We start from the raw sequence: 21,551 nt of genomic DNA on the forward strand, positions 1-21,551 counted from the left end.
TGTTGCCGCAAAACGAGCTGAACGGTGCTTTAGTACAAAAGTGTACTTGGTAAGCCACTTATCTTCAACTGATTACATCATTTTCCTGCCCCACCATGAGTGAAGAAAACCTACGCTACTCCCGGGAAGAGCTGGCTGAATTTGAAGCCATCATTCAGGAAAAGCTGGCTGCCGCCCGGAAAGAAGTAGCCTTTATCAAGGAAACGCTGAGCCGCCGCAACGACTCGGGTACCGACACGACGGCTTCGCCCTCGAAGGTGCTGGAAGACGGTGCTGACACGGCTGAGAAAGAAAGCCTGAACCAGTTGGCCTCGCGCCAGATGAAGTTTATTCAGCAGCTCGAAAACGCCCTGATCCGCATCAAAAACGGAACCTACGGGGTGTGCATCGGCACGGGCAAACTGATTCCGAAGGAGCGCCTGCGCGCTGTCCCGCACACCCAGCACTCCATCGAGGCCAAGATGGCCCGCCGCGACTAACAGCAACTTCTACTTGCCAACCGCCCGGATCTGCGCGGTCGGTGCTCACTCCCGCGGGAGCGAGGCCGCTCGGCAGATCCGGGTGCTGTTTTTAGTAGGGTCGGCTTGCACCAATACGACCCCGACGGCGTTGTCCGTTTGCATCAACACGAACATCCATTGCCCGGCAGAGATGCCGTGCGCCTGAACACTCCCATGAGTAAGCAGCATTCTTCCGGCCCCGGTAGCCGCCGCCCCGGCCGACCCGATTCCGCCCCCCAACGCGGTGGCAATTCTTTTACCCCGCGTGGCGGCGATGACCGTCGCCCGGCGGGAGGCCGCCGCGAAGGCGGTAGCGAGTTTCCGTCGCGGCCGCCGTTTGGCCGGCCGGCCGGCGGCAGCAAGCCCAGCTTTGGTGGCAACAGCCGCCCGGGTTACGGCGGAAGCCGCCCCGGCGGCAACGATGACCGTCGCTTTGGCGGGCGTCCCGGCGGCAACGAGGGGAGCTATGACCGCCCGCGTCGCTCGTTCGACAAGCCTGAAGAAAAAGATGACGCCGCCGACTTCATGCGCGGCCGTTTGAACAAGCCGGATTTCAAGAAGGAAGACCGCCCCGAGCGCAGCGAAGGGGCCCCGCGCCGGCCGTTCGGCAACGACCGTCCGTACAACCAGGACCGCGGCGAGCGGCCCGCGCGCCGCTTCGAAGGCGGCAGCGAAGAGCGCCCGCGCCGCAGCTTCGGCGACGAGCGGGGCGAGCGGTTCGGTAGCTTCGGCAACCGTTCGAGCTTCGGCAGCCGTCCCGGCGCCGGTAAGTTTGGCGGCGAAAGCCGCCCGTACAACCAGGACCGCGGCGAGCGGCCTGCCCGTCGTTTTGAAGGCGGCGAGGACAACCGCGCGCCGCGCGGCTCCCGGGGGCCGAGCAACGGCGAGGGCCGTGAGTTTGGCAACAAGCCGTTTGGCCGCCGCTTTGAGGGCGGTGAGCAGCGTCCTGAGGGTGGGCAGGCCCGGCCGTTCGGCAACGACCGTCCGTACAACCAGGACCGCGGCGAGCGGCCCGCGCGCCGCTTCGAAGGCGGCAGCGAGGAGCGCCCGCGCCGCAGCTTCGGCGACGAGCGCCCGCCGCGCCCGGCTTTCGGGGCCGACAAGCGTTTTGAGCGCGGTGACCGGGACAGCCGCCCGGCCCGCGACGACCGGGGCCGTCAGCCGGAGCGCTTCGGGCGTGAGGAGCGGCCGTCGTTCGGCCGCAAGCCTTACCGCGACACCTTCGCCAGCAAGCCGGGCCTGAAGAAAGGCTCGCGCGATACCCGCTTCGGCCAAAACCAGGAGCAGAGCGAAGCCCCGTCGTACAAGAACCTGCAGTATTACGAGGAAGATAAAACCCGCGGCAACAAGCGCCGCCGTGAGGAGCCGGAAACCGACGGCTCGGTGCGCCTGAACCGCTACATCGCCAACGCGGGCATTTGCTCGCGCCGGGAGGCCGACGTGCTGATCGAGTCCGGGGAAATCCGGGTGAACGGCGAGGTGGTGACGGAGCTGGGCTACAAAGTGCAGCCCTCCGACACGGTGCACTACGGCAAGACCAACCTGAAGCGCGAGAAGCAGGTGTACGTGCTGCTGAACAAGCCCAAGGATTTTTTGACTACCACCGAAGACCCGGAAGGCCGCAAGACGGTGATGGATCTGGTGGCTAACGCATCGAAGGAGCGCATCTTCCCGGTGGGCCGCCTCGATCGTAACACGACCGGTCTGCTGCTGTTCACCAACGACGGGGAAGTGGCGCAGAAGCTCAGCCACCCCTCGCACCGCAACAAGAAGGTGTACCAGGTAGAGCTGGATAAAGACCTGACCGAGGAGCACCTGGCGCAGATTGCGGCCGGGCTGGAGCTAGAAGACGGTAAAGCCGAGGTGGACGACGTGGCCGTGGTGGCCGGCAACCCCAAGTTCGTGGGCGTGGAAATCCACATTGGTCGCAACCGCATTGTGCGCCGCATCTTCGAGCACCTGGGCTACGAGGTGAAGACCCTGGACCGCGTGCAGTACGCCGGGCTGACCAAGAAAGACCTGCCCCGCGGCAACTGGCGTTACCTGACCGAAAAAGAGGTCATCCGCCTGAAATATTTCATGTAGGCACGCAACCCCCGCGGCTTGGCCCGGGCTCTATACCGACGGCGGCCCGGCTTCTCAAACGGGCCGGGCTGCCGTTCTTTTTCGCCCATGACTTCCCTGGTCCTCGACATTGGCAACACGGCCGCCAAGTACGGCTGCTTTCACGGTTCGGCGTTGGCCGAAACCGGGAGCCTGGCTGCGCCCGAGGAACTAGGGCAGGTGGTGGCGCGGGTAAGGGCCCAGCAAGTGCTGCTGGCCTCGGTAGCGGCTCCAGCCGAACAGTGGGCCGCCGCTCTGCCGGCCTCACTGCCGGCCATGGTGTTCCGGCCAGGCCACACGCCCGTACCGCTGACTAATGCCTACGCTACCCCGCACACGCTGGGGGCCGACAGGCTGGCCGCTGCCGTAGGGGCGGCGTACCTGCTGCCGGGCCGTGCGCTGCTGGTGGTAGATGCCGGCACCTGCATTAAGTGCGACCTAGTGACGGCCGATGCCACGTACCAGGGGGGCAGCATCGCACCGGGGCTGCGGATGCGGCTGCGGGCCATGCACGCCTTTACGGGGCGGCTGCCGGAGCTGCCGCTACCCACGCCTGCCGAGGCCACCCAACTGGCCTTGTGCGGCACTGATACCCGTACCGCCATGCTCAGCGGAGCCCTCAACGGGGCTTTGGCCGAAGTCAATGGAATGATTGCCAGCTACCGTGCGCAGTACCCCGATCTGGTCGTGGCGCTGACGGGCGGCGACGTGGCGTTTTTTGAATCGCGGCTCAAAGGCCGCATCTTTGTAATTCCCGAGCTGGTTTTGCTCGGGCTTCACCGAATATTGGTGCTTAATGTCGGCTAACAAACTGACCGTCCTGGCTCTGCTGAGCCTGCTGGGAGCCTCTTCCGCTGCTTCCGGGCAAGGATTGGGAAATTCGCCCTATTCCCGCCTGGGCCTGGGCGATTTTACCCCGAACACGGGTGGTATCCGCCAGCAGGGCATGGGCGGCGTCGGCTTGGCCGCGCCGAACGCGGTGCAGATCAATGACCTGAATCCGGCGCTGGTGTACTACACCAACCGGACAACTTACGAGGTAGCCTTCACCGGGCAACTGAAGGACCTGCGCAGCAGCTCGGCTTCCCAACGCACAGGTGGGGGGACCTTGGGCTACCTCGCGTTTGGGGTTCCCATTTCGCGCCGCTGGGCTGTGTCTGTGGCCTTGCGCCCGCTTTCCTCGGTGGATTACAAGTCTCAGCAAGTGTCCCCTGTACCAGGAGCTGGTCAATCGGCTTTGGTGCGCAACGAGTTTACGGGCTCGGGTGGCCTCTCGGAGGTAGCCTTGTCGCAGGGCGTGCGCGTGGCCAAGGGCCTGACCGTGGGCCTGACCTCGGCGTACGTATTCGGATCCATTGACCGCTCGACGTCGGCGCTGGTGAACCCGTATCCGGATTCGTTGCTGGACACGGAGGTGCTCCGGCAAGTGGTGCGCACCGACCACGTGCAGTACAATGACTTCGCTTTTCGCGCCGGTTTGCACTACCGTTACGACCTGAGCAAGAAGCTGGTGCTGAACGTGGCCGGGGTGTATGGCTTCCAAACCAAGCTGAGCGGTACGCGCACCCAGCAGGAAGACGAGCAGAACATCAACGGCAGTTCGTTGCTTGCGGCCCCGGTGGAAGTGAGCAGCGTATCGGGCTACACGGTGCTGCCGGCTGCGTGGCAGGCCGGGGTCAGCCTCGATAACAACAAGAACTGGAGCCTGAGCGCGGACGTCGCCCGCCAGCAATGGTCGAAGTACCGGGACTTCGGTCTGACTTCCGTGACCCCGTTGGCGGATACTTGGCGCGTGGGGCTCGGAGGGGAATTGGCCCCCGATCCGGGTTCGGTGAGTAGCTACTTTAAGCGCGTCACGTACCGCGTGGGCCTGAGCATGGCGCAGCTGCCGTACCGCCCCGGCGGGCAAGCGTTGTACGACCGGGCCGTGAGCTGGGGCTTCAGCCTGCCGTTCCCGACCTCGTCGTCGCTGGATGCCACTACGCTGAACCTGGCTTTCAGCTACGGACAGCGCGGTAACAACGATGTGGTAACCCTGGAAGGTAACCGCCGGCAGGCCAACATTCAGGAAAATTACTTGAAAGTGCAGGTCGGCGTTTCGCTGAACAACCGTTGGTTCCTCAAGCGCCGCATCGAGTAAGCCCACCCCTGACCGCCCCAACCGGTATGCGAAGAAAAACCATTGGCGCGACGCTGCTGCTGGGGGCCGGGCTGCTGGGCAGTTGCCAGGACAAAGCGGCAACACCCCAGAAGAAGATCGTGTACACGGGCCCAACGCTGGAAACCACCAACGTCACCACGCTTTTCAGCGACTCGGCCCGCCTGCAGGTGCGGTTGAAGGCCGTGCTGGAGCAGACTTTCGAAAACGGCGACCTGGTGTACCCGAAGGGTGTGGACATGACTTTCTACGCCAAGGACGGGAGTGTCGTGAACACCCTGCGCGGCAACTACGGCAAGTTTGTGCGGGCCGATAACCGCTACGTGGTGCGCGGCGACGTGCGCGTGCGCAACGAGCAGAAGCAGCAGGGCATGCGCACCGAGGAGCTGTACTACGACCGGCCCCAGGCCCGCATCTACACCGAAAAGTTTGTGCGCGTGGAAACGCCTACCGAGGTGCTGACGGGCGAGGGCCTGCAGGCCAACGAAGACTTTTCGCGCTACAAGATCCTGAAGCCGCAGGGCGTGTTCACCCTGGACGAGGCCCCGCCCGCCGGCTCCGCCAACTAACTTTTTCAATGAAGCTTCCGGCTTTCGACCGCGACCTGGCCCGCACGGTGCTGTTTTCCCTGGCGGTGGTGCTGGTGGTGATTGGCATCTACCAGACCATCCTGCAAAACGACCTGATCCGCAACTACTGGCTGTTCATGGTCGCCATTGCCTGCCTGCTGCTGTACCGCCGCCTGAAGCTGCCCGGCGACGACGCTGCCCCGGCCGCACCGGCCAAACCTGGACCCGGGCGCAAGCCGCAGGCCAAGCCCAAGAAGCGCCGCTAGCCCACTTACTTTTGTCAGTTGGGCCAAAATGGGTTATTTTGCGCGTCTTACTGCGTTTTCTTTGCTGCTTACTTTCAACTAAATGGCTTTAATCAACACCATCCGCGAAAAATCAGGCTGGGCCGTTGGCACGGTGGCCGTCGGGATGTTGCTTTTCATCGTGGGCGGCGACTTGATCGGCGGAAATAACCGCTTGTTCAACCGCCAGGACACCACCGTGGGCGAAGTAAACGGCGACGACATCAGCGTCGAGGAATTCAACGCCGCGGTGGAGCAAGCCAAAGAAGGGTTTGCCGCGCAGAACGGCCGTCAACCCACCGAGCAGGAACTGCAGGGCATCCGCGACCAGGCCTGGAACCAGATTGTGTTCAGGCGGGCTTTTCAGCCGCAGTTCGACAAGCTGGGCCTGAAGGTGACCGACGAGGAACTGACCGACATGGTGCAGGGCAAAAACATTCACCCCACCATCAAGCAGGCCTTTACCGACCCCCAGACCGGGCAGTTCGACCGCGCCAAGGTGATTGAGTACCTGCGCAACCTCGACAAGATGCCCCCGCAGCAGCAGGCCGCTTGGTACACCTTCGAGCAGAACCTGCCGCAGGAACGCCTCGGCAACAAGTTCTACGCCCTGCTGAAGAACTCGGAGTACGTGACCACGGCCGAGGCCCAGCGCTTCGACGCGGCCCAGCAGACTAAGGCCAACGTGCGCTACCTGTTCGTGCCCTACTTCAGCATCTCCGATTCGGCCGTGAAAGTGACCGACGCGCAGCTGCAGGACTACATCAGCCGTAACCAGGCCCGCTACAAGGTGCAGGACGGCCGCGACCTGGAGTACGTGGTCGTGAACGTGACGCCCTCCAAAGAGGACTCGCTGGCCGTGCGCCAGAACGTGGAGCAGTTGGCCCAGCAGTTCCGCACCGCGCCGAACGACTCGCTGTTCGTGCGCCTGAACTCTGACCAGCCCTACAACGGCCAGTTCATCTCGCCGGCCGACATGCCCGAGAAGCTGCGCCAGCAGCTGCCGCTGCAGGCCGGGCAGGTGTACGGCCCCTTCGCCGACAACGGCACGTTCTCGCTCTACAAGGTGACGGGCACCAAAGCCGGTACCGCGCAGGCGGCCCGCGCCAGCCACATTCTCATCAAACCGGAGGGCACCACGCCCGAGGCCGATGCCGCTGCCAAAGCCAAGGCACAGGACCTGCTGAACAAAATCAAGGGCGGGGCTGACTTCGCGGCCATGGCCCGGCAGTTCGGCACCGATGGCACCGCCCCGCAGGGCGGCGACCTGGGCTGGTTCAGCTCCGGCCGTATGGTGCCTGAGTTCGAGAAGGCCGTGTTCGGTGCTTCTTCGGCCGGCCTGCTGCCCACGCTGACCAAGACGTCGTTCGGCTACCACATCATCAAGGTGACGGCTCCGAAGACCAGCCAGACCTACCGCGTGGCGGCCGTTACCAAAGGCATCACGCCTTCCGACGCGACCAATGAAACGGCTTACCAACGCGCCCAGGACCTGAAGTCCAAGGCCTCCAACCTAGAGGCGTTCCGCAAGGCCGTAGCCGCTGACAAAACCCTGCAGAAGCAGGAAGCCAAAGGCGTAACCAAGGCCGATGCCAACCTCGGCAGCCTGCCCAACGCCCGCGAAGTGGTGCGCTGGGCCTTCAACAAGGACACCGAAGTCGGCGACGTATCCGAAGTATTCACGGTGAACGACCAGTACCTGGTGGCCGTGATGACCGGCGTGCGCAAGGAAGGCACCGCCGACGTGGCTGCCGTGAAACCCGAGGTTTCGTCCTTCGTGCGCAACGAGGAAAAGGCCAAGCAGATCATGGCCAAGCTGAAGGGCAGCACGCTGGAGCAAATGGCGGCCGCGTACGGCGCCAACGCTCAGGTAAAAACCGCCAACGACGTGTTGCTTGGCCAGGGCGTTATTCCGGGTGTGGGCAACGAGCCGGTGGCCGTTGGCACCGCGTTCGGCCTGAAGCCTGGCCAGCGTTCGGCCCCGATTCAGGGCGAGCAGGGTGTGCTGGTGATGGAGCTAGTCAACAAGACCGAGCCGACCGCACCGGGTCAGGACCTGAAAACCGTGCGCAACCAGTTGCAGTCGCAGCGCGGAGCCCGCTCGACGGGAGCCATCTACGAAGCCGTGCGCAAGCAGGCCGACGTGAAGGATGAGCGCGTGCGCTTCTTCTAAGCCGCTGGGCTGATTTACGGGAACGGTCAGTGGGCCGTCCGCCGCGAATCGACACGAGTAACTTGCCAAAGGGCCGTATCTTCACCAGGTACGGCCCTTTGCGTTGCACGCAACGCCCGCGGCCTAAAGCAGTCCTTGGCTGCGGATGTGCCTGCGGGTGAATGAAACCCCGGGGCTCGTTGTTCTGCCCCTGAATTTGCTCCACCGGGCGTCCGCCCCGACGCCTTCCTTCGTTGATATCATCATGAGTTCATGGTCTGCATTGTGGAATAAGAGCCGAATCAGCCTGCTGGGCCTGCTGCTGGCGGCCGGGCCGGTGCTGGGGCAGGAGGGAGGCCCGGTGAGCATAGCGCGCGAATACGCCCGCAAGGGCGAGTGGTTGAAAGCCGAAGCGCTGTACGAGGACCTGCCGGCCGACGTGCAGCTGGCCCCCAACGTGCTGCCTGACTACTTGCGCACGCTGCTGGAACTGAAGAAGTACAAGGACGCCGAAAAGCTGGGGCGCAAAGCCGTGAAGCGCAACCCCGCCGAGCCTACCCTGGGCGTGGCCCTGGGCAGCGTGTACAACGCCACCGGCGACACGGCCGCGGCCCGCAAGCAATACGAGCGCGTGGTGGCCTCGCTCACGCCCGAGCAGGTGCAGCCCGTGGCCACAGAGTTTCAGCAGCGGGAGCTGACGCGCTGGGCCGAGCGTACCTACCTGCGGGGCCGGGCGCTGGCCAAGAACCAGGGCGAGTACGGCCCGCAGCTGGTGACACTGTACACCCAGACCGGGCAAAAAGCCGGCCTGCTCAGCGAAACGCTGCGCATGGCCGAGCAGGACCCGCAGCAGCTGCCCTTCGTGCGCAACATGCTGCAGAACGCCCTGCAAACCGATGCCGACTTCGACACCCTGGAGAAATTGCTGCTCACCCGCACCCAGCAGCAGCCCGAGCAGGCGGCCTGGGGCGAGCTGCTGCTCTGGCTGTACCTGCAGCGCCGCGACTTCACTGGCGCCTTGGTGCAGGCCCGCGCCCTTGACCGGCGCCAGCGCAGCGAAGGCAGCCGGGTGATGGACCTGGCCGCCATTGCGCAACGCAACAAGGACTACGAAACGGCCATCGAAGGCTACGACTACGTGGCCAAGCAGTACGCGAGCGGGCAGTTTTACCAGCTGGCCCGGCAGCGGCTCATTGCGGCCCGCGAAGAACAGGTGCGCAACACCTTCCCGGTGGATCAGGCCAAGCTGCGCGCCCTGCTCGGCGACTACCAGCAGCTACTCGCGGAGCTAGGCCGTACGGCGCAGACGGCCGACGTGCTGCGCAACATGGCGCTGCTCTACGCCTTCCAGCTCGACGAGAAGGACAAGGGCATGAAGCTGTTGCAGGAAGTTATCGAGCTGCCGCGGGCCGATGCGCAGCTGGTGGACGAGGCCAAAATCGCGCTGGGCGACATTTACCTGCTGCGCTCCGAGCCCTGGGAAGCCACCTTGCTGTACTCGCAGGTGGAGAAGTCGCGCAAGGACTCGCCGCTGGGCTACGAGGCCAAGCTGCGCAACGCTCGCTTGAGCTATTTCGCCGGTGACTTCAAGCTCGCCCAGTCGCACCTCGACATTCTCAAGTTGGCCACCAGCCGCGAAATTGCCAACGATGCCATGCAGCTTTCCCTGCTCATCGGCGACAACACGGCCATGGATACGGCCGGCGTAGCGCTGAAAGACTACGCCGCCGCGGAGCTACTCGTGTTCCAGAACAAGCTGCCGCAGGCCGTGCAGGCGTTGGATCAACTCCTGACCAAGTACCCCGGCCACGCGCTGACCGACGAAACGTGGTTTCTGAAGGGCCAGCTGCAGCGGCGCATGGGCAGCTACGATGCCGCCGTGCAGACGCTGGCCCGCATCACCGAAAACCCCAAGTACGACATTCTCTCCGATGACGCGCTGTTTCTGACGGCCGAAATCGAGGAGCAAAACCGCAAGGACAAGGTGAAGGCCCAGGAGCTGTACACGCAGCTGCTGACGAAATACTCCGGCAGCATCTACGCCGCCGAAGCCCGCAAGCGCGTCCGCAAGCTCCGCGGCGACGCGATGTAGCAAACGGAGCGCAGCAGACAGCTACGCCACGCATTCAACACCAAAAGCCGGACCTTGGGGCCCGGCTTTTTGCTTGGTAGAGAGAGTTTATTGGGCCGGCGCAGCTTTGGCGCTACGCACGGCTCAGTGTGAGCAGCCACGCCCACAGCGGCGGACCTAAAACCAGCAAGCCGACCACGACAGCGGCCAACGCCGTCAGCAGCACGGCCCCGGCGGCCACGTCCTTGGCGCGGCCGGCCAGCGGGTGAAAATCGGGCGACACCAGGTCCACCAGCGTTTCCACGGCGGTGTTCATCAGCTCGGCCGCCCACACCGCGCCGATGGCCAGGGCCAGCAGGGCCCAGTCGTGGCGGGGCAGGCGCAGCCAGGCGCCGAGGGCCACCACGGCCGCCGCTGCCAGCGCGTGGAAGCGCAGATGGGGCTCCGATTGCAGCGCTTCCCGAATGCCCTGCAGGGCGTAGCCGAAGGAGGCGACTTCGTGGCGCCAGCGCGTACGGTGGCGGGAGGGAGGCTTACCCACGGCTGTCGAACTCGCGGAAAACGGATTGGCGCAGCCGGTCCCACTCGGGCCGCAGGATGCTGAAGTACACCGTGTCGCGGCGCAGGCCGCCCTGGGTGTAGCAGTGGCTGCGCAGCGTGCCTTCCTGCACCGCGCCCATGCGCCGCATGGCCTCCTGCGACTGGTGGTTGCGGGCGTCGGTTTTGAGCTCCACCCGCTCGCAGTTCAGCTCCCCGAAGGCGTACTTGAGCAGCAGGTGCTTAGCGGCTCGGTTCAGGCCCGTGCGCTGAAACTCGCGGCCCAGCCAGGTCCAGCCGATTTCCAGCCGGCGGTCGGCCATGGCGAAGGAGCCGTAGCTGGTGCAGCCCGCCAGCCGGCCGGTTTCCAGGTCGATGATAGCGAAGGGGTAGCGCTGGCCGGCTTCGCGCTCCTGCAGGGCCTGGCTCAGGTAGGCGGCCAGCCCTACGTTGTCCTGCGGAGCCGGCGTGAGCGTGTAGCGCCAGAGGTCGGCGTCGAAAGCAATCTGCTTCAGGGCCTCGAAGTCCGAAGCGTCGAGTGGGCGCAGCCGGACGCGGCGGTTTTCGAGCGTAATCGGGCGGGTGCAGTCCATGGGGCGGTTGTCAGGTGAGGAGTGGTCAGTTGTCGGACTGACGACGCGGACGGGTGGAACTGCAAAGAAACTAAGCTTCTACAAGAAAAAACGGACCCCGCCGCAGCAAGGTCCGTTTTCAAACTGACAACTGACTATCCTTACGCCGTGGTGCCTTCTTTCAGGCGCTCGGCGCTTTCTGCGATGCGCAGCTGCTCCACGAAATCCTCGATGCCGCCGTCCATCACCGCGCTCAGGTTGTATACCGTGTAGCCGATGCGGTGGTCGGTCACGCGGCCTTGCGGGTAGTTGTAGGTGCGAATCTTGTCCGACCGGTCGCCGCCGCCGATCATGCTCTTGCGGGCGGCGCCTTCGGCTTCGTTTTTCTTGGCCAGCTCGATTTCAAAAATGCGCGAACGAAGCACCTGCAGGGCCTTGTCGAAGTTCTTCAGCTGCGACTTCTGGTCCTGGCACTGCGCCACGATGCCCGTGGGAATGTGCGTCAGGCGCACGGCCGAGTAGGTCGTGTTTACCGACTGCCCGCCGGGACCCGACGACATGAACAGGTCCTTGCGGATGTCGTTCATGTCCAGCTCGATGTCGAATTCTTCGGCCTCGGGCATCACCACCACCGACGCCACGGAGGTGTGAATGCGTCCCTGCGTTTCGGTAGCCGGCACGCGCTGCACGCGGTGCACGCCCGATTCGAACTTCATCTTGCCGTACACGTCTTCGCCCTTCACGGCCAAGATGATTTCCTTGTAGCCGCCGGCGGTGCCTTCCATGGCGTCCACCAGTTCCATCTTCCAGCCCATGCGCTCGGCAAAGCGCATGTACATGCGCTGCAGGTCGCCGGCAAACAGCGCGGCTTCGTCGCCGCCCGCGCCGGCCCGGATTTCGAGGATGATGTCCTTTGAATCGTTCGGGTCCTTGGGAATCAGCAGGTCTTTGATGACGGCTTCGAGGCGCTCCTGCTCGGGCAGCAGCGTTTCCAGCTCGTCCTTGGCCATTTGGCGGAAGTCCTCGTCTTTTTCCGTGGCAATGACCGCCCGGGCGCCCTCGATGTTGGAAAGCACGTTCTGGTAGGCCTTGTACTCGGTCACAATTTTGTTGAGGTCCTTGTACTCCTTGTTCAGGGTCTTGTAGCGCTTCATGTCGCTCATGATTTCCGGATCCAGCAGTTGCTGGCTCACATCATTGAAGCGCTGGCTGATAGCCTCTAATTTGTCAAGCATCGGTCGTTGGGGTCCGGAATTGGGCGGTACTTTTGCAAAGGTACAAAACCCGCCGGGGCCATGGGTGGTTCCGCGTGCGTTGTCCGTTTGCTATATGCGCCGAAGCCTATCCTTGCTGGCCCTGCCGCTGCTGCTGCTGGCCTGCCGCCCCGAGGACGTCGACCACCTCGAAAACACCAAGGAGCTAGCCCGCGAAGCCGAAAACTTCCAGCCCAAGCTCATCAAGCCCGTGCAGCTGCTGCAGGCCGCCCGCTGGGCCGGCGACTCGCTTGCCCGCACCGCCGACCGCGGTTGGCGCGCCCAGCTCACCGAACGCCTGAACGCCGGCGGCGTGGCCGCCGCCCACCCGTACTGCCGTCCCGAAAAGCTGCCCGCCGTGGTGAAGCTGGCCCGCGAGCTGGAAGCCCAGCCGAGCCGGGAGCTGGTGACGCCGCCGCGCTTCATTTCCGAAGACGACTCGGCCCGGGCCACGCGGCCCAAGCAGAACGAGTTTCTGGTGCAGCGGCCGCTGGTGCTGCTGCCCAACGACGTATGCATGCGCTGCCACGGCCAGGTGGGCACCGACGTGCAGCCCGCCGACGCCCAGCTGCTGGCTGCCAGCTACCCCGGCAAGGCCCTCACCGGCTACCAGCCCGGGCAGCTCATCGGCCGCTGGAGCATTTCGATGAGCCGCAAGGGCGTGGCCGAGTTCTACACCCAGAAGACGCGCAAAATTCCGAAGCGCCGCCGGCTGTGGTAGGCGGCGGGCGGGGGCCACACTCCAGCCAATCCTGCGCGCTGACCGGGCAGTGCAATGGAGTAATGCAAGAAGTACCTGTGGTCGGGCAGCGCGCAGGTTGCGGCATATACGACTGAGCTATTTTATTTGAGGAATTTCTCTTGCCTCAAGGCCTTCCTACTGTATTCGATGCGTCGTTTTTTACCTCTGTTGTTACTATTGCCGGGCGTTGCCGCTCGGGCCCAAGCTCCCTCCGCAGCCTCCCTCAACGAATGCGTGCGGGTTATAGCAGGTGATAGTGTTGAGCTTTATTATTCGGCTGCTTACGTGCTGACTCCGGTTTCCTGCGCCGAGGTGAAACGCTTGGCCCGCATCGATGGGGAAGGCAATTTTCGCGGCCCGTTCCGGGACTTTTCTATGACCACCGGCCAGCTCGTGGCCTCAGGAAGCTACCGCGCTGGCAAATGCCAGGGACTAGTAGAAACGTTTCACGCCAACGGGCAGCGCGCCGCCCAGGGCGAATACCAGAACGGACAGCAGGCGGGCGAATGGCGCTATTGGTACGCCGACGGCCGCCCGCGGCAGACGCTACGCTTTGGCCCAGCGCCCGAGGAGGTAAGCTTCCTCGCGTACTGGGACGAAAAAGGCAACGCTCGCCTGCAGGAAGGCCAGGGCGAATGGTTTGGCACCTACGGAGGCTTCCGCCAGGGCGGCGCGGTGGCTGCCGGCAAACCAGCGGGCAAGTGGAACCGCTGGGCGTTGAGCGACAACTCCACCCCCAAGGCACTGGTCTGCTCCGAAACGTTTGAGAAAGGCCGCTTCAAAGCTGGGCATATGGAAGTGAAGGTGGTCGGGGCCTCGTCGGACTACCGCGACGGCTCCCGCCTGATGCCCGTGGGCCTGGAGGAATACCTGAGTGCGGAAAGGTTTCAACTGGGGGCCAACTGCGCCTCCTTGGCCGCTTCGGCCAAACGGCGCAGCTTCCGGCCAGCCAGCTTTGCCAACGGCGGCCTGGCCAATTACCAGCAGGAGCTGCTCAAGAAGCTGATGCGTAATTTGGGCCCGTACATGAGCGGCGACATCGAGGTGCAGTGTGTGATATCCGAAAACGGTTTGTTGCGTGACTTCACTTGCACGCAACCGGGGTTGCTGAACGCGCTGACGACGATTTTGCACCAGATGCCCGCCTGGGAGCCGGCCAGCTACGATGGCAAAAGCATTGCCAGTAGCCTCAAAATCAAAATTGAAGCTCAAAACAACACCGCTTGGGTAGGCGTGACGCCTTACCTGGCAGATAATCAAAAACCGGCGGGACTATAACCACCGGCTGACAGCCAAGGGCGCAAACCACGCCAACCTTCCGGCCGGTTTTGCAGTTTGGGCAGGGTATGAACGCCGACGCTTCCTCCTCCGCTCCCGTCCTCATCATCGGCGCCGGCATGGCCGGCCTCACCTGCGCCTGCTACCTGCACCGGGCCGGCCGCGCGGTGCACGTGCTCGAAGCCTCCGATGCGGTGGGCGGCCGCGTGCGTACCGACGTCACGCCCGACGGCTTCCGCCTCGACCGGGGCTTTCAGGTGCTGCTCACCCGCTACCCCGAGGTGCAGCGGCTCGCCGACTATGGCGCCCTGCAGCTGCAGAACTTTACCTCTGGAGCCGTTATTCGGCTGCCCGGCGGCCAGCAAACCGCCCTGCGCAACCCTTTGCGGCAGCCCCTGCTCGGGCTGAAGTCGGCCGTGGCGCCCATTGGCAGCTGGGCCGATAAGCTGCGGCTGCTGAGCTTGGCCCAGCACGTGCGGCAGCGCAGCAACGAGGAGCTGCTGGCCCGTGAGGCAACCGACACGCTCACTTTCCTGCGACGCTACGGCTGGAGCGAACAAATCATCGACAGCTTCTTCCGTCCCTTCTTCGGCGGCATCTACCTCGACCGAGAGTTGACCACGGCCAGCAATTTCTTCGAGTTCGTGTTCAAGCAGTTCGTGGAGGGCGACGCAGCCCTGCCGGCCCGCGGGCTGCAGGAACTGCCCAAGCAGCTGGCCGCGCGCCTGCCGGTGGGTGCGCTGACGCTGCACGCCCGCGTGGCCGCCATCGACGGGACCACCGTGCGCCTCGCCGACGGCCAGACGCTGCCCGGCAGTGCCGTGGTGCTGGCTACCGACGGGCCCGCCGCGCGGCAGCTGTTGCCGGCCCTGACCGCCGCCGAACCCACCGAAGCCCGGCGGACCACTTGCACGTACTTTGCCGCCAACGGCCGCTCGCCCGGGCGCGGCGACGGCCTGCTGCGCCTGAACGCTCAGCCCGGCGCGCTGGTGCACAACGTGGCTTTTCCCAGCGACGTGGCACCGGAATACGCCCCCGTGGGCCAGACGCTGGTGTCGGTGAGTACCCATGGCACGCACGGCCTCAGCGACGAGGCGCTGGCCCAGCGGCTGCGCCAGGAGCTGGCCGGCTGGTTTGGGGCGGCCGCTAACGAGTGGCGGCGATTGGGTACTTACCACATCGAGCACGCGCTGCCGGTGTACGAGGCCGGGCAGCCGGTGCGGCTGCCCTTGCGGCTCGGGCCCGGCCAGTACCGCTGCGGCGACTGGATGTCCTACCCCTCGCTGAACGCGGCCATGGCCACGGGGCGCGAAGTGGCCGAGGTCATTCTGGCAGGGTAGCCGTAGCGGCTAATCCTCGCGGGAGTCGTCTTGGCTAGCTTGGCGGGCAGCTTCAGTGTTGGGCACCTGTCGCTGGCCAGCGCGCGAACCGGCCTGTTTCCGCTCGTTGGTGGCTTGGCGCTGCGCCGGCGAGAGCTGCGTCCAGGCTTGTTTGGGCAGGTAGCGGGCAGTACCCTCCGCCCGCTCAGCGGGCTGCCCGTCGAGGGTTTGCCAATCTTGTCGGGTCCAGTCGCGCAGGTGCTGTTGTTCAGGACTGGGTTTGGCAAACGTGTAACCGCCGCCTGCCTGCCGGTATTCGTGCGCCAGCAGCTGGGCCTTCCGGGCACTCCACTCGCCGGGGGCTCCCCCCCGGTCGGCGGCCATGATTTCATGCTTGAGCTGCTCGCGCAGCTCGGGCTTGGTATAGATGGCGGCGGTTTTCTTCTTTTCCATTGACCTGGTTGTGGCTAAGTGGAAGAATACTAACGTGTTGCCAGAGAATGAGTTGGGTTAATGGATAAATAGGCTGCTGATGGACGTACCGAAACCGTTGCCGATACCAGCCGCCAAAAGCCCGGAGCAGAGCTCCGGGCTTGCAGCACTATACGCCCCAGGGGTAGAGGTCCGGCGGCACGTGCGTGTCGGCCGGCGTAGGTAGCGGGTGCAGGGCCCGGGTGCGGTCCATGTACAGGAAGGCGTCGTAGCGCTCGGGCACCACGGTGGGCACGTAGTTGCCGTACTTTTCCCGCTCGGGCCGGTACACCACCCCGATGGCGCGGTGGTTCAGGTGCTCCTGCAGGGCGGGCAGGGGGCGCAGCTCGGGGGAAAGCAGTAGCGCGTCGCGGCCGATGTCGGTGTGCAGCAGGGCTTCCCAGGAACTGGGGCGGGCCTCGGGTACCGGCATGACTTCCAGCGGCGCGCCCCAGCTTTTGCCCGCCACCACGGAGCCTTGGTAGGAGCCGAAGCCGACGATGAACACGTTGTCGCGGCCCAGCTGCTGGCGGGCCAGCTGGCCCACGTTGACCATCCCGTCGGCGGCCATGTCGGTGTAGCGCGCGTCGCCCACGTGGGTGTTATGCTCCCACACGATGGCCTTGCTGTCGGGCCCGTGCAGCTCCAGCAGGCGGGTGAGGGTTTCCATCATGTGGTGGTCGCGCACGTTCCACGACGAGCCGCCGCCGCGCAGCATGGCCTTGTAGTAGCGCTCGGCGTTGACGGCCACCAGCGCGTTCTGTTCGGTGGCAAACTCGATTTCCTTTTCCAGGCCGTCGGGGCCGGAGTCGGGCGTGCGGCGCTGCAGGGCGCGGAGCATACTCAGCACCTCGTCTTCGCAGTCTTCGCTTACGAAGGCCACGGCCTCGGCGTACTCCTGCGGATCGGCGCTGTAGGGCTCGAAGCACTTGTAGGCCCGTTGCGCGGCCTGGGCCGCGGCTTCGCCCTTGCGCCCGGCGTACTGCATGATCTGCTCCAATGACTCCCAGAGCGAGTACACGTCGAGGCCGTAAAAGCCGGTTTTCCGGGCAGTCGGCAACGCCGCGTTGTGCTCGCGGAGCCAGTCGACCAGCGCCGCAATTTCCCAGTTGCCCCACATCCAGGTCGGCCAGCGGTTGAAAGTCTGCAGCAGCTGCGCGGCCGGCTGGCCGTCGTGGGGCCGCTTGATGGCCAGGTTCACCTCAAAGCAGTCCGGCCAGTCGCCCTCCACGGCCACGAAGTGAAACCCCTTTTCCTCCACGAGGCGCTTGGTGAGGGCCGCGCGCCAAGTGTAATACTCGTGGGTGCCGTGGGAAGCCTCGCCCAGCAGCACCACGCGAGCGTCGCCGATCTGGGCCAGCAGCGGGTCGAGGTCGGCCGCCGAATGCAAAGGATAATGGGGCAGTTGCGCTGTCATAGCCGCGGGAGCAATAAGGGGGTAGAAGCAAACGAAGACGCGCCGCCGCCGGTGACTGCCTCCGGGGAGAGGCCGAATCCGGCGGCGGCGCGGGTACTCGGGCGGAGGGGCCGGCTATTTGTGGGCCTTGTCCAGGTTTTTACCCAAGTCTTCCACCTTGCGCAAAAAATCGTCGGTGTCGGCGTCGCCGTAGGTGCCGTAGCCGTTGGAAATGGTGCCGCGGACGCCGTCGTGGGTTTCGAGGGCGTAGAGGATGGACATGTCGTCGGGGTTCGATTCGCCTTCGAAGCGGTAGAAATCCACGATGGTCACTTCCTCGGGTCCGTAGGTGTTTTTCGACTCCGAGCCCATTACGCAGAGGCGGCCGTTCTGCACGTTAAAATCAGCCGTGTAGCCATCCGCGTTGAGCTTTTTCTCCACGTTGATGAGGGCGCGTTCTTCTTCTTTGTCTTGCATAACGCAGGGGTGCTTTGGAGTAGTTGGATTGAGAGAAGGAAAGCCGGGTAGCCCGAAAACGCGCCGCCCCGCCCGGGCTATACGCAGCCATGGGCGGGGCGGGTTATATGGCGGAACCAAAATGCTCGGCTAGACCGATTGATGGGTTTGGCGCTGAGCTTTTTCGATGGTGCGCTGCAGGGCATTCACGTCGATGGCGCTGCAGGCGCCGCCGCAGCCTTTGGGGCAGCCGCCCTCAGACTTGGCAAAAAAGCTCTGCCACAGGCGCCGGCCGATGTAGAAAGCCGCTCCGAGGAAGAGCGCGAGGATGATGAGTTGCTGAACGAGCATAACGCCCACAAAACTAACAGGTAGGGAGAAAAGTTGCCGGCGGGGCTACCGGGCTACCAGCCTTAGCCCGCCGGGGCGGCTTGGCCGAAGCGGCTTGCGGAGCCCCCCACCCGGCGTCGCGGCGGTGGGGGCTAGTGGTTGATCGGCACCTCAATCAGCAGAAACTGGCTTTCCGTGGCGCACTCGATGCTGAATTCCGCCGCGTCCCAGAGGCCCAGGGCGTCGCGCGCGGGCACGGTTTCGGCGCCGATGCGCACCTCGCCCTCGATGACGAACAGGAACACGCACTTGTTGGTCGGGTTCAGGCGGTAGGGCACCACCTGCCCGGCCTCGAAGTAGCCCAGGCTGAGTCGGGCATTTTGGTTGATCCAGCAGTGGGCCTGTCCCTCTTCGTTCGACACGATGGTCGTGAGCTGGTTGCGCCGCTGCTCGCGCGGAAACTGCCGCCGCTGGTAGCGCGGGTTGATGTTCTGCAGCTTGGGCTCAATCCAGATCTGCAGGAAGTTAACCGTGTCGTCGCCCACGTTGTGCTCCTCGTGGCGCAGACCCGAGCCGGCACTCATGATCTGCACCCAGTCCTGCCGCACCACTTCCTTGTAGCCCAGCGAGTCGATGTGGTTCATCTGGCCGGCCAGCATGACCGAGATGATTTCCATGTTCTGGTGCGGGTGAATGCCGAAGCCCCCGCCGGCCTGCACGAAGTCGTCGTTGAACACGCGCAACAGCCCGAAACCGGCGCGCACGGGGTTGGGGTAGGAGCTGAAGCTGAACGTGAAGTTGCTTTGCAGCCAACCGATGTCCTTCAGGCCGCGCTCGGCGGCGGGGAAGCGTTGCGTACGCATGGGAAAGGTGTTGGGCGTGTGGCGCCGGGCCGGCGCATCGTTATTCGGGTTGGCGGCGGCCGCCAGCGGCGTAGCACAGGCCGCCGGCGTCTTTACTCAGTAGGGAGCTGATTTTCGAACACAAACTCATTCAGCGGCTTGCGGGAGCGGGGCGTCAGCTCCCGGCTGCGGAAGGGTTCCTCTAGCTGCTCGGGCGTGCCTACGTAGCCCAGGGCCAGGAAGGTGGCGGGCTCCAGGTCGGCGGGCAGGTGCAGGGCCTGCTGGGTTTTGGCCAGGTCGAAGCCGCCCATCACGTGGCCGTGAATGCCCATGGTGCCGGCCTGCAGCAGCAGGTTGGCGGTGGCCATGCCCACGTCGTGCAGGTAGTGGCGGTTGGGCTGGTGGTTCTGGCCGAACGTTTTGCGGGCCAGCACCACCACCAGCACGGCCGCGTCCTTGGCCCAGGGCTGGTTGCCGGGCAGCAGGCAGTTCCACAGGTGGTGGAACGCCTCGGTTTGCTCGCGGTGAGCGTACACAAACTGCCAGGGCTGCTCGTTGAGGGCGCTGGGGGCCCAGGCCGCGGCTTCGAACAAGGTGCGCAGCGCGTCGTCCTCGATGGGCTGCGGCGTAAAGGCGCGGGGGCTCCAGCGGTGCTTGATGAAGTCGGCGACGGGGTAGTGGGTTTGGGCGAGCTTGTGAGCGGACATGCGAAAAAGGTAACCGCCCCGGCCGGGGCGTCGGAATTAAGCGAAAAGTACGCGCCGCGGCTAAGCCAGCCGGCGCAACAGGTCCAGCAGCTCCTGCTGGGTGCTGCGGGTTTTGTCTTTGGCGTACCAGCCGTGCAGCTGCGTCACGAAATCCTGATAGGGCACCTGCTGGTCTTTCAGCGCCTGAAACAGCTCCTGCGCGGGCGCCGGGCGCGGGCCCCAGGTCGTGACTTCCGTCAGCGTATCGGCCCGCAGCACGATGAGCTTGGGAATGGAGCGGCCGCCACCGGTCAGGTAGCGGTCCATCAGATCCAGGTTTTCATCGCGCAGCAGATAGCGGCTGGTGAGCTTGCCCTGGCTGGCCCGGGTGACGGCCTCCAGCACCGGCACGATCTGGGCCGCGTCGCCGCACCAGCCCTCGGTCAGCACCAGCCACACGTAGCGGCCCTGCAGGCGCCCGAGCTCGGCCTCCACCCCGGGCAGCAGCTGCGTGGTCTTGTCGAGGCGCGACATGCGCTGCTCGTTGAGCTTGGCGTAGTGCAGCAGCGCTTCCGACTGGTTGGTGCCGGTGGTCAGGCCTTGGGCCAGCAGCTCGTCGATGAGCTGGCGGTAGGCGGCGTAGGTGTAAGCGGCGTCGAGTCGCTCGGGGGCCAGCACGGGGGCGGCCGTGGATGTGTCGGACATGGGGGAGCTGGATAAACCAGGGAAAGTCAACAAAAAACCCTTCCGGGACCGGAAGGGTTTTCAAAACGCAAAATCACGCCCAAAGGGTGCTGCTCAAGCCTGCCCGGCCAGCTCGCGGCAGTAGGTGATAAAGTCGGTGTTGATGGGCTCCAGGCCGTTTTCGCGCAGCGTGGTGGCCACCTGGGCGCGGTGGTAGTTGGCGTGCACGCACACGTGGGTCAGGATGTCCGACACTTGGCTGTCGTAGGCGTTGCCCTGCGAGTTGGAATAGCTGATCAGGCGCGTCATCTCCGCATCGTCCGCATCCTGCATGTACTGGTGCAGCGAGGGCGAGGTCTGCTGATGCAGCTTGTGCAGGCTGGCCAGGTCGTGCTCCTGCCACACTTTCACCGGGCTTTGGGTGCCGGTGAGGCGGGCCAGCCAGATGGCCTGCGCGTTGAGCACGTGGCTGAAAAGGCGCAGGCCGCGCTCCGGCAGCGTGGCACCGGTAGCCACGATACCGTCGAGGTGAGTTAGCAGCTTGGCGTTGGCCCACACGTTGTAGGCACCGAGCTTTTCGATGGTGTTGATCATAAGTGAAAGAGTGAAATGGCGAGATTGATGTTCGAGCGGGTTGAGCGTCAACCCGCCACCTCACCAACTCGCCGTTACCTAGGGTCTAGCCAAACCAGCTGTTCGTTGGTTCGGTTTTTTTCGAAGTCCGGGCAGCGGCCGTCGCCGCGGCCGGTGATGCCGCCGTCGGGGGCACAGAGCACGTTGCCTTTCGCGTCGTAGAGCGTGGTGTACTGGTCGCAGCAGGGCGAGGTCTCGTAGTACACCGTCTGGTCGCGGTACTGAAAGCTCACGATGCGGATGCGCGGGTTTTCCGGCTCGGCGGCCAGGTGCTTCTGAATCTTGTCGTCCAGCCACTTGGGCCGGTTGCGCTGGTCGAAGGCCATGTCCTTCACGCTGCGCTCGGGCACCGGCACGTTGGTGGGCGTGGTCGTCGGGGCCGGCGTGGAGGGGTTGGCCGAGGCGCGCGGTTCCGAGGTGTCGGTGGGCGTGGTCAGGTCGACGCGGCGGGCGCAGGAGCCGGAGAGCAGCAACGCAGCGAAGGCAAAAGCGGCAAAACAGCGCATAGGCTTGGT

At 64.7% G+C, this 21,551-nt stretch carries 23 protein-coding genes; 11 read left to right on the forward strand and 12 right to left on the reverse strand.

What is annotated here, in order from left to right:
* The first annotated feature begins 95 nt into the window (after positions 1-95).
* The 8 genes from ACYVKQ_RS03935 to ACYVKQ_RS03970 all read left to right on the forward strand — a co-directional run bounded on the left by ACYVKQ_RS03935 (position 96) and on the right by ACYVKQ_RS03970 (position 9,858).
* Complete coding sequence (locus ACYVKQ_RS03935; RefSeq protein ID WP_078010663.1) at positions 96-479, forward strand: TraR/DksA family transcriptional regulator; 384 nt, start codon at positions 96-98, stop codon at positions 477-479.
* Between the two features lie 546 nt (positions 480-1,025).
* Positions 1,026-2,585, forward strand: coding sequence for a pseudouridine synthase (locus tag ACYVKQ_RS03940; protein ID WP_460575824.1), 1,560 nt, complete (start codon positions 1,026-1,028; stop codon positions 2,583-2,585).
* A gap of 87 nt (positions 2,586-2,672) precedes the next feature.
* On the forward strand, positions 2,673-3,410 hold the full coding sequence (locus ACYVKQ_RS03945; protein WP_460575826.1) for a type III pantothenate kinase: 738 nt from the start codon (positions 2,673-2,675) through the stop codon (positions 3,408-3,410).
* Positions 3,400-4,743 (forward strand): hypothetical protein, encoded by a 1,344-nt coding sequence (locus ACYVKQ_RS03950; RefSeq protein WP_460575828.1) that lies wholly within the window; start codon positions 3,400-3,402, stop codon positions 4,741-4,743. Before ACYVKQ_RS03945 ends, ACYVKQ_RS03950 begins: the two co-directional genes overlap by 11 nt.
* Positions 4,744-4,769: 26 nt before the next feature.
* Entirely contained in the window at positions 4,770-5,330 is a 561-nt protein-coding gene (lptC, locus tag ACYVKQ_RS03955) for an LPS export ABC transporter periplasmic protein LptC (protein WP_460575830.1), read from the forward strand.
* 8 nt (positions 5,331-5,338) lie between these two features.
* Positions 5,339-5,596, forward strand: coding sequence for a hypothetical protein (locus ACYVKQ_RS03960; RefSeq protein ID WP_460575832.1), 258 nt, complete (start codon positions 5,339-5,341; stop codon positions 5,594-5,596).
* 82 nt (positions 5,597-5,678) lie between these two features.
* A complete protein-coding gene (locus ACYVKQ_RS03965; RefSeq protein WP_460575834.1) occupies positions 5,679-7,787 on the forward strand; it encodes a peptidylprolyl isomerase in 2,109 nt (702 codons plus the stop codon).
* 244 nt (positions 7,788-8,031) lie between these two features.
* On the forward strand, positions 8,032-9,858 hold the full coding sequence (locus tag ACYVKQ_RS03970) for a tetratricopeptide repeat protein (RefSeq protein ID WP_460575836.1): 1,827 nt from the start codon (positions 8,032-8,034) through the stop codon (positions 9,856-9,858).
* Between the two features lie 112 nt (positions 9,859-9,970).
* On the opposite strand, the gene ACYVKQ_RS03975 is transcribed toward ACYVKQ_RS03970, so the two are convergent.
* The 3 genes from ACYVKQ_RS03975 to prfA form a co-directional block, all read right to left on the reverse strand.
* Entirely contained in the window at positions 9,971-10,378 is a 408-nt protein-coding gene (locus ACYVKQ_RS03975) for a diacylglycerol kinase family protein (protein WP_460575838.1), read from the reverse strand.
* Positions 10,371-10,967: a GNAT family N-acetyltransferase gene (locus ACYVKQ_RS03980; RefSeq protein WP_460575840.1), complete on the reverse strand. Its 597-nt coding sequence runs from the start codon at positions 10,965-10,967 to the stop codon at positions 10,371-10,373. Before ACYVKQ_RS03980 ends, ACYVKQ_RS03975 begins: the two co-directional genes overlap by 8 nt.
* Positions 10,968-11,107: 140 nt before the next feature.
* Positions 11,108-12,181, reverse strand: coding sequence for a peptide chain release factor 1 (gene prfA, locus ACYVKQ_RS03985; protein ID WP_460575842.1), 1,074 nt, complete (start codon positions 12,179-12,181; stop codon positions 11,108-11,110).
* Between the two features lie 94 nt (positions 12,182-12,275).
* On the opposite strand from prfA, the gene ACYVKQ_RS03990 reads away from it, so the two are divergent.
* From ACYVKQ_RS03990 to ACYVKQ_RS04000, 3 genes are all read left to right on the forward strand, one after another.
* Positions 12,276-12,920, forward strand: a complete 645-nt coding sequence (locus tag ACYVKQ_RS03990) for a c-type heme family protein (RefSeq protein WP_460575844.1) — start codon at positions 12,276-12,278, stop codon at positions 12,918-12,920.
* Between the two features lie 306 nt (positions 12,921-13,226).
* Positions 13,227-14,219 carry a toxin-antitoxin system YwqK family antitoxin gene (locus tag ACYVKQ_RS03995; protein ID WP_460575846.1) on the forward strand — a complete coding sequence of 331 codons (993 nt, stop codon included), beginning with the start codon at positions 13,227-13,229 and terminating at the stop codon, positions 14,217-14,219.
* A gap of 68 nt (positions 14,220-14,287) precedes the next feature.
* Positions 14,288-15,559 (forward strand): protoporphyrinogen/coproporphyrinogen oxidase, encoded by a 1,272-nt coding sequence (locus tag ACYVKQ_RS04000; RefSeq protein WP_460575848.1) that lies wholly within the window; start codon positions 14,288-14,290, stop codon positions 15,557-15,559.
* A 9-nt stretch (positions 15,560-15,568) separates the two neighbouring features.
* Here the strand turns inward: ACYVKQ_RS04000 and ACYVKQ_RS04005 are convergent, their stop codons facing one another.
* From ACYVKQ_RS04005 to ACYVKQ_RS04045, 9 genes are all read right to left on the reverse strand, one after another.
* Positions 15,569-15,991, reverse strand: a complete 423-nt coding sequence (locus tag ACYVKQ_RS04005; RefSeq protein ID WP_460575850.1) for a hypothetical protein — start codon at positions 15,989-15,991, stop codon at positions 15,569-15,571.
* A 148-nt stretch (positions 15,992-16,139) separates the two neighbouring features.
* Positions 16,140-17,426 (reverse strand): erythromycin esterase family protein, encoded by a 1,287-nt coding sequence (locus ACYVKQ_RS04010; protein WP_460575853.1) that lies wholly within the window; start codon positions 17,424-17,426, stop codon positions 16,140-16,142.
* 114 nt (positions 17,427-17,540) lie between these two features.
* Positions 17,541-17,882 (reverse strand): hypothetical protein, encoded by a 342-nt coding sequence (locus ACYVKQ_RS04015; protein WP_460575855.1) that lies wholly within the window; start codon positions 17,880-17,882, stop codon positions 17,541-17,543.
* A gap of 129 nt (positions 17,883-18,011) precedes the next feature.
* Positions 18,012-18,212 carry a FeoB-associated Cys-rich membrane protein gene (locus tag ACYVKQ_RS04020; protein ID WP_460575858.1) on the reverse strand — a complete coding sequence of 67 codons (201 nt, stop codon included), beginning with the start codon at positions 18,210-18,212 and terminating at the stop codon, positions 18,012-18,014.
* A 131-nt stretch (positions 18,213-18,343) separates the two neighbouring features.
* Entirely contained in the window at positions 18,344-19,054 is a 711-nt protein-coding gene (locus ACYVKQ_RS04025) for a pirin family protein (RefSeq protein ID WP_460575860.1), read from the reverse strand.
* A 92-nt stretch (positions 19,055-19,146) separates the two neighbouring features.
* On the reverse strand, positions 19,147-19,740 hold the full coding sequence (locus tag ACYVKQ_RS04030; RefSeq protein WP_460575862.1) for a nitroreductase family protein: 594 nt from the start codon (positions 19,738-19,740) through the stop codon (positions 19,147-19,149).
* A gap of 60 nt (positions 19,741-19,800) precedes the next feature.
* The gene (locus ACYVKQ_RS04035) at positions 19,801-20,424 is read right to left on the reverse strand and encodes a thioredoxin family protein (RefSeq protein WP_460575864.1); all 624 of its coding nucleotides are present in this window, start codon (positions 20,422-20,424) and stop codon (positions 19,801-19,803) included.
* 93 nt (positions 20,425-20,517) lie between these two features.
* Complete coding sequence (locus ACYVKQ_RS04040; RefSeq protein WP_460575866.1) at positions 20,518-20,997, reverse strand: DinB family protein; 480 nt, start codon at positions 20,995-20,997, stop codon at positions 20,518-20,520.
* 74 nt (positions 20,998-21,071) lie between these two features.
* On the reverse strand, positions 21,072-21,542 hold the full coding sequence (locus ACYVKQ_RS04045) for a DUF6970 domain-containing protein (RefSeq protein WP_460575867.1): 471 nt from the start codon (positions 21,540-21,542) through the stop codon (positions 21,072-21,074).
* Positions 21,543-21,551: the final 9 nt, after the last annotated feature.

This window comes from Hymenobacter coalescens (assembly GCF_054783195.1).

Excerpts from the sequence above, each read along its gene's own strand:
- ACYVKQ_RS03935 (WP_078010663.1), top strand. The coding sequence starts at position 96 with ATGAGTGAAGAAAACCTACGCTACTCCCGGGAAGAGCTGGCTGAATTT.
- ACYVKQ_RS03940 (WP_460575824.1), top strand. The coding sequence starts at position 1,026 with ATGCGCGGCCGTTTGAACAAGCCGGATTTCAAGAAGGAAGACCGCCCC.
- ACYVKQ_RS03945 (WP_460575826.1), top strand. The coding sequence starts at position 2,673 with ATGACTTCCCTGGTCCTCGACATTGGCAACACGGCCGCCAAGTACGGC.
- ACYVKQ_RS03950 (WP_460575828.1), top strand. The coding sequence starts at position 3,400 with ATGTCGGCTAACAAACTGACCGTCCTGGCTCTGCTGAGCCTGCTGGGA.
- lptC (WP_460575830.1), top strand. The coding sequence starts at position 4,770 with ATGCGAAGAAAAACCATTGGCGCGACGCTGCTGCTGGGGGCCGGGCTG.
- ACYVKQ_RS03960 (WP_460575832.1), top strand. The coding sequence starts at position 5,339 with ATGAAGCTTCCGGCTTTCGACCGCGACCTGGCCCGCACGGTGCTGTTT.
- ACYVKQ_RS03965 (WP_460575834.1), top strand. The coding sequence starts at position 5,679 with ATGGCTTTAATCAACACCATCCGCGAAAAATCAGGCTGGGCCGTTGGC.
- ACYVKQ_RS03970 (WP_460575836.1), top strand. The coding sequence starts at position 8,032 with ATGAGTTCATGGTCTGCATTGTGGAATAAGAGCCGAATCAGCCTGCTG.
- ACYVKQ_RS03980 (WP_460575840.1), bottom strand. The coding sequence starts at position 10,967 with ATGGACTGCACCCGCCCGATTACGCTCGAAAACCGCCGCGTCCGGCTG.
- prfA (WP_460575842.1), bottom strand. The coding sequence starts at position 12,181 with ATGCTTGACAAATTAGAGGCTATCAGCCAGCGCTTCAATGATGTGAGC.
- ACYVKQ_RS03990 (WP_460575844.1), top strand. The coding sequence starts at position 12,276 with ATGCGCCGAAGCCTATCCTTGCTGGCCCTGCCGCTGCTGCTGCTGGCC.
- ACYVKQ_RS04000 (WP_460575848.1), top strand. The coding sequence starts at position 14,288 with ATGAACGCCGACGCTTCCTCCTCCGCTCCCGTCCTCATCATCGGCGCC.
- ACYVKQ_RS04005 (WP_460575850.1), bottom strand. The coding sequence starts at position 15,991 with ATGGAAAAGAAGAAAACCGCCGCCATCTATACCAAGCCCGAGCTGCGC.
- ACYVKQ_RS04010 (WP_460575853.1), bottom strand. The coding sequence starts at position 17,426 with ATGACAGCGCAACTGCCCCATTATCCTTTGCATTCGGCGGCCGACCTC.
- ACYVKQ_RS04015 (WP_460575855.1), bottom strand. The coding sequence starts at position 17,882 with ATGCAAGACAAAGAAGAAGAACGCGCCCTCATCAACGTGGAGAAAAAG.
- ACYVKQ_RS04020 (WP_460575858.1), bottom strand. The coding sequence starts at position 18,212 with ATGCTCGTTCAGCAACTCATCATCCTCGCGCTCTTCCTCGGAGCGGCT.
- ACYVKQ_RS04025 (WP_460575860.1), bottom strand. The coding sequence starts at position 19,054 with ATGCGTACGCAACGCTTCCCCGCCGCCGAGCGCGGCCTGAAGGACATC.
- ACYVKQ_RS04030 (WP_460575862.1), bottom strand. The coding sequence starts at position 19,740 with ATGTCCGCTCACAAGCTCGCCCAAACCCACTACCCCGTCGCCGACTTC.
- ACYVKQ_RS04035 (WP_460575864.1), bottom strand. The coding sequence starts at position 20,424 with ATGTCCGACACATCCACGGCCGCCCCCGTGCTGGCCCCCGAGCGACTC.
- ACYVKQ_RS04040 (WP_460575866.1), bottom strand. The coding sequence starts at position 20,997 with ATGATCAACACCATCGAAAAGCTCGGTGCCTACAACGTGTGGGCCAAC.
- ACYVKQ_RS04045 (WP_460575867.1), bottom strand. The coding sequence starts at position 21,542 with ATGCGCTGTTTTGCCGCTTTTGCCTTCGCTGCGTTGCTGCTCTCCGGC.